The organism is Kitasatospora sp. NPDC057542, assembly GCF_042801945.1.
Taxonomy (GTDB): domain Bacteria; phylum Actinomycetota; class Actinomycetes; order Streptomycetales; family Streptomycetaceae; genus Kitasatospora.
Map to the genome: position 1 here is coordinate 1 of NZ_JBHVFE010000543.1, position 5,514 is coordinate 5,514.

The 5,514-nt window shown below is 72.1% G+C and carries 4 protein-coding genes; all 4 read left to right on the forward strand.

The window, feature by feature from the left end:
* The first annotated feature begins 268 nt into the window (after positions 1–268).
* The 4 genes from ACFU7Y_RS39030 to ACFU7Y_RS39045 all read left to right on the forward strand — a co-directional run bounded on the left by ACFU7Y_RS39030 (position 269) and on the right by ACFU7Y_RS39045 (position 5,477).
* Positions 269–1,279 (forward strand): polyprenyl synthetase family protein, encoded by a 1,011-nt coding sequence (locus ACFU7Y_RS39030; protein WP_224280806.1) that lies wholly within the window; start codon positions 269–271, stop codon positions 1,277–1,279.
* A 114-nt stretch (positions 1,280–1,393) separates the two neighbouring features.
* Positions 1,394–2,056, forward strand: coding sequence for a response regulator transcription factor (locus tag ACFU7Y_RS39035; protein WP_224280807.1), 663 nt, complete (start codon positions 1,394–1,396; stop codon positions 2,054–2,056).
* A 285-nt stretch (positions 2,057–2,341) separates the two neighbouring features.
* The gene (locus ACFU7Y_RS39040) at positions 2,342–4,339 is read left to right on the forward strand and encodes a 2-oxoacid:acceptor oxidoreductase subunit alpha (RefSeq protein WP_380771203.1); all 1,998 of its coding nucleotides are present in this window, start codon (positions 2,342–2,344) and stop codon (positions 4,337–4,339) included.
* Positions 4,340–4,412: 73 nt separating this feature from the next.
* Positions 4,413–5,477, forward strand: coding sequence for a 2-oxoacid:ferredoxin oxidoreductase subunit beta (locus ACFU7Y_RS39045; RefSeq protein WP_380771204.1), 1,065 nt, complete (start codon positions 4,413–4,415; stop codon positions 5,475–5,477).
* Positions 5,478–5,514: the final 37 nt, after the last annotated feature.

The following is a 5,514-nucleotide window of genomic DNA, read 5'->3' on the forward strand; positions in this document are numbered from 1 at the left end:
CCCAGTCCGCGCGGCCCGGACGGGTCTTTGTCGGGAGCCGGGGCCGGGGGAGTCCCGACCGGCTCTCCCGCCTTTATTTCCATCCGAATTCACCCCCACCGCCGTCCGGCCCGCACAGCCGCCCTGACCAGGGCATCAGGCCCGATCATGACAGGATCCGCACGCCCGTGCAGTGATCCACTCGCGACCGGATACCCTGCCTGTATGGCCAGCGGCGGCACTCAGGGACCAGGCCGCTAGATCGACCAGGGACAGAGGAGTGGTCTTCGTGACCGTCGTGGAACCCTTCGGGCTCAGCGTGCAGGACCGCGACCTGACCCGGGACGTCCAGGCCGGACTGGACGCGGTGGAGGCGGCGCTCGGTGAGGCCGTCAAGAGCGACGTCCCGTTCATCACCGTCACCGCCAGCCACCTCCTCGAAGCCGGCGGCAAGCGCTTCCGTCCGCTGCTCCTGCTGCTCGCCGCCCAGTTCGGCGACCAGGGGGCGCCCGGCGTGGTGCCCGCCGCCGTGGTGGTCGAGCTGACCCACCTGGCCACGCTGTACCACGACGACGTCATGGACGAGGCGCCGGTGCGCCGCGGCGCACCGAGCGCCAACTCCCGCTGGGACAACTCGGTCGCCATCCTCACCGGCGACTTCCTGTTCTCCCGCGCCTCCCAGGTGCTCTCCGACCTCGGCCCGGAGGCCGTGCGGATGCAGGCCGAGGCCTTCGAGCGGCTGGTCACCGGCCAGATCCTGGAGACCCGCGGCCCCGGCCCGGACATGGACCCGCTGCTGCACTACCTGGACGTCCTGGAGGGCAAGACCGGCTCGCTGATCGCCGTCTCCTGCCGGATAGGAGCGCTGATGGCCGGCGCCGAGCGCGAGCTGGTGGACACCCTCGGCGAGTTCGGCGAGCGGATCGGCATCGCCTTCCAGCTGGCCGACGACGTGCTCGACATCGCCAGCGACGGCCACGAGTCCGGCAAGACCCCCGGCACCGACCTGCGCGAGGGCGTGCCGACCCTGCCGACCCTGCTGCTGCAGCAGATGCCCGCCGACCCGGCCGACCCGGACGACACCCGGCTGCGCGAACTGCTCGACCAGGACCTCTCCGACGACGACCTGCACGCCGAGGCGCTGCGCCTGCTGCGCGCCCACCCCGCGCTGGAGCGCGCCCGCGCCGAGACCCTGCGCCGGGCCGAGGAGGCCCGGGCGCTGCTCGCCCCGCTGCCGGACTGCCCGGCGAAGGCCGCCCTGGAGGGCCTCTGCGACGCGGTGGCGATCCGCACCATGTGAGCCCGGCCGGGGCCGTCGGGGCCGGGCCGCGGTGAGGCCGGGCCCGGGCCCTCGGCACGCCCCGGGATGGGGGAGACTGACACCCGTCAGCACACGCCTGCCGGGAAGGTCGCCATGCGTCGCGTCGTCATCGCCGAGGACTCCGTACTGCTGAGGGAGGGACTGACCCGGCTGCTCACCGATCGCGGCCTGGAGGTCGTCGCCGGAGTCGGGGACGGCGAGGCCCTGGTGAAGGCCATCCACGACCTGGCGGCGGCCGACGCCCTGCCGGACGTCGTGGTCTCCGACGTGCGGATGCCCCCGACCCACACCGACGAGGGACTGCGCGCCTGCGTCGAGCTGCGCGGCCGCTACCCGCAGCTGGGCGTGCTGGTGCTGTCGCAGTTCGTGGAGGAGCGGTACGCCTCGGAGCTGCTGGCCGGCTCCACCCGGGGCGTCGGCTACCTGCTCAAGGACCGGGTCGCCGAGGTGCGCGAGTTCGCCGACGCGGTGGTCCGGGTCGCCGAGGGCGGCACCGCGCTGGACCCGGAGGTGGTGCAGCAGCTCCTCAGCCGCAGCCGCAAGGGCGACGTTCTGGCCAATCTCACGCCGCGCGAGCGCGAGGTGCTCGGGCTGATGGCGGAGGGCCGCACCAACGCCGCGGTGGCCAAGCAGCTGGTCGTCTCCGACGGCGCGGTGGAGAAGCACGTCAGCAACATATTCCTCAAGCTGGGCCTGGCCCAGAGCGCGGAGGACCACCGCCGGGTGCTGGCCGTGCTCACCTACCTCAACTCCTGAGGCCCGCCCCTCCGGTTCCGCGGCCCCGGCTCCCGGGGCACGCCCCCCGGGGGAGCACATCTCGGCCATGCGCCCGCCGGGTGCTCGCGCACGCCCGCCCGAGCCGGAATGATCTCCGGCGGGCGGGCGTTGACAAGCATGTGCGGTGCAGCCGCGGGCCGGTGAAATTACTGACGCGGTTCCGGCCGCCGTCGTGTCGGCCCGCATAGGATGCGAGAGGTGCACCAGGCGGACGGGGCACGGGGCCGCGCCCGCGGTGGTGTGCCCACGAGGAGGTCCGCGGCAGTGACCAGTCAGGTCGATCAGTCAGAGGCAGTGGACGGCTCGGACGGCAACGAGGCCCGTGCCGGGAGCGGGGACGCGCGCTCGGGTTCGGCCGCGCCCGCCGGGCCACCTGCCCCGGGCGGCCCTCCGACGAAGCCGGGCAAGCCCATTCGCAGACTCGATCGGGTGATCATTCGCTTCGCCGGCGACTCCGGTGACGGCATGCAGCTCACCGGTGACCGGTTCACCTCGGAGACGGCGTCCTTCGGCAACGACCTGTCCACGCTGCCGAACTTCCCGGCCGAGATCCGGGCGCCCGCCGGCACCCTGCCGGGCGTCTCGTCCTTCCAGCTGCACTTCGCGGACCACGACATCCTGACCCCGGGCGACGCCCCGAACGTGCTGGTCGCGATGAACCCGGCCGCACTGAAGGCGAACCTGCCGGACCTGCCGCGCGGCGCCGAGATCATCGTCAACACCGACGAGTTCACCAAGCGCGCGCTGGCCAAGGTCGGTTACCCGGCGGACCCGCTGACCGACGGTTCACTGGGCGGCTTCCACCTGCACAAGGTGCCGCTGACCACGCTGACCCTGGAGGCGCTCAAGGACAGCGGCCTGGCCCGCAAGGACGCGGAGCGGGCGAAGAACATGTTCGCCCTGGGCCTGCTGTCCTGGATGTACCACCGGCCCACGCACGGAACGGAGTCGTTCCTGCGCACCAAGTTCGCCAAGAAGCCGCAGATCGCCGAGGCCAACATCTGCGCCTTCCGGGCGGGCTGGAACTTCGGCGAGACCACGGAGTCCTTCGCCGTCTCCTACGAGGTGCCGCCGGCCAGGCTCCCGGCCGGGCGCTACCGCAACATCTCCGGCAACCTCGCCCTGTCCTACGGGCTGATCGCCGCCGCGCAGCGCTCCAGGCTGCCGCTGTACCTGGGCTCGTACCCGATCACCCCGGCCTCGGACATCCTGCACGAGCTGAGCCGGCACAAGGACTTCGGGGTGCGCACCTTCCAGGCGGAGGACGAGATCGCCGGCGTCGGCGCCGCGCTCGGTGCCGCCTTCGGAGGGTCGCTCGGCGTGACCACCACCTCCGGGCCGGGTGTCGCGCTGAAGTCCGAGACGATCGGCCTGGCCGTCTCACTCGAACTGCCGCTGCTGGTCGTGGACATCCAGCGCGGCGGCCCGTCCACCGGCCTGCCGACCAAGACCGAGCAGGCGGACCTGCTGCAGGCGATGTTCGGCCGCAACGGCGAGGCGCCGGTGCCGATCGTCGCCCCGGCCACGCCCGCGGAGTGCTTCGACGCGGCGCTGGAGGCGGCCCGGATCGCGGTCACCTACCGCACCCCGGTTTTCCTGCTCTCGGACGGCTACCTGGCCAACGGCTCGGAGCCCTGGCGGATCCCCGACGTCGACGAACTTCCGGAGATCGACCCGCAGTTCGCGACCGGCCCGAACCGCGAGGACGGCGCCTTCTGGCCGTACCTGCGCGACCCGCGGACGCTGTCCAGGCCCTGGGCGCTGCCCGGCACGCCCGGACTGGAGCACCGGATCGGCGGCATCGAGAAGCAGGACGGCACCGGCAACATCTCCTACGACCCGGCCAACCACGACTTCATGGTTCGCACCCGGCAGGCCAAGGTCGACGGCATCACCGTGAAGCCGGTCGAGGTGGACGACCCGACCGGCGACGCCCGGGTGCTGGTGCTGGGTTGGGGCTCGACCTACGGGCCGATCACCGCCGCGGTGCGCCGGGTGCGTGCGGACGGCGGCGAGGTCGCCCAGGCGCACCTGCGCAACCTCAACCCGTTCCCGGCCAACCTGGGTTCGGTGCTGCGGAGTTACGAGAAGATCATCGTGCCCGAGATGAACCTGGGGCAGCTGGCCCTGCTGCTGCGGGCGAAGTACCTGGTGGACGCCGAGTCCTACAACCAGGTGCGCGGACTGCCGTTCAAGGCGGCCCAGTTGGCGGACGTGCTGTGGGCCGCGATCGGCACCCTGGACGAGGAGGACCACCGATGAGCGAGCGGAGCGAGCGAACCGTCAAGAGGTGCGCGTGGGCGAATGCCCTCGCCGAGCGTGGCGAGGCGGGAGCATGAGCGAGCGGAGCGAGCACGCCTTCCCGTCCCTGCGACTGGTGCCCAAGGCCGAAGGCCCGCAGAGCGCCCGGGACTTCAAGACCGACCAGGAGGTGCGCTGGTGCCCCGGCTGCGGGGACTACGCGATCCTGGCAGCGGTGCAGTCCTTCATGCCGGAGCTGGGCATCCGGCGCGAGAACACGGTGTTCGTCTCGGGCATCGGCTGCTCCTCGCGCTTCCCGTACTACATGAACACCTACGGGGTGCACTCGATCCACGGCCGGGCGCCGGCGATCGCGACCGGGCTGGCCACCGCGCGCCAGGACCTGAGCGTCTGGGTGGTGACCGGCGACGGCGACGCGCTGTCGATCGGCGGCAACCACCTGATCCACGCCCTGCGGCGGAACGTCAATCTGAAGATCCTGCTGTTCAACAACCGGATCTACGGCCTCACCAAGGGCCAGTACTCGCCCACCAGCGAGCTCGGCAAGATCACCAAGTCCACCCCGATGGGCTCGCTGGACGCGCCGTTCAACCCGCTGTCCCTGGCGATCGGCGCGGAGGCCACCTTCGTCGCACGCACCATCGACTCGGACCGCCAGCACCTCCAGTCGGTGCTCCGGGCGGCCGCCGAGCACGAGGGCACGGCGCTGGTGGAGATCTACCAGAACTGCAACATCTTCAACGACGGCGCCTTCGAGGTGCTGAAGGAACCCGGCAGCCGGGACGAGGCACTGATCCGGCTGGAGCACGGGAAAGCCGCCCGCTTCGGCGCCGACCTGGCGAACGGGGTCTTCCGGGGCCCGGACGGCGAGCTGTTCACCGCTCCGGTCACGGCGGACAACGAGGCGGACGTTCTGGTCCACGACGCGCACGCGGCCAGTCCCGCCACCGCCTTCGCACTCTCCCGGATCGCCGACGCGGACACCCTGCACCACACGCCGATCGGCGTGCTGCGCAGCGTGGAACGCCCGGTCTACGACGAGCTGATGGCGGGCCAACTGGCCGCCGCCACCGCCGGGCGCGGCCCGGGCGACCTGGCCACGCTGCTCGCCGGCAACGACACCTGGACGGTGGACTGACCGTCTGCCGCAGTGAGCGGCGCCCCCTGTCCCGGCC

Excerpts from the sequence above, each read along its gene's own strand:
- ACFU7Y_RS39035 (WP_224280807.1), top strand. The coding sequence starts at position 1,394 with ATGCGTCGCGTCGTCATCGCCGAGGACTCCGTACTGCTGAGGGAGGGA.
- ACFU7Y_RS39045 (WP_380771204.1), top strand. The coding sequence starts at position 4,413 with ATGAGCGAGCGGAGCGAGCACGCCTTCCCGTCCCTGCGACTGGTGCCC.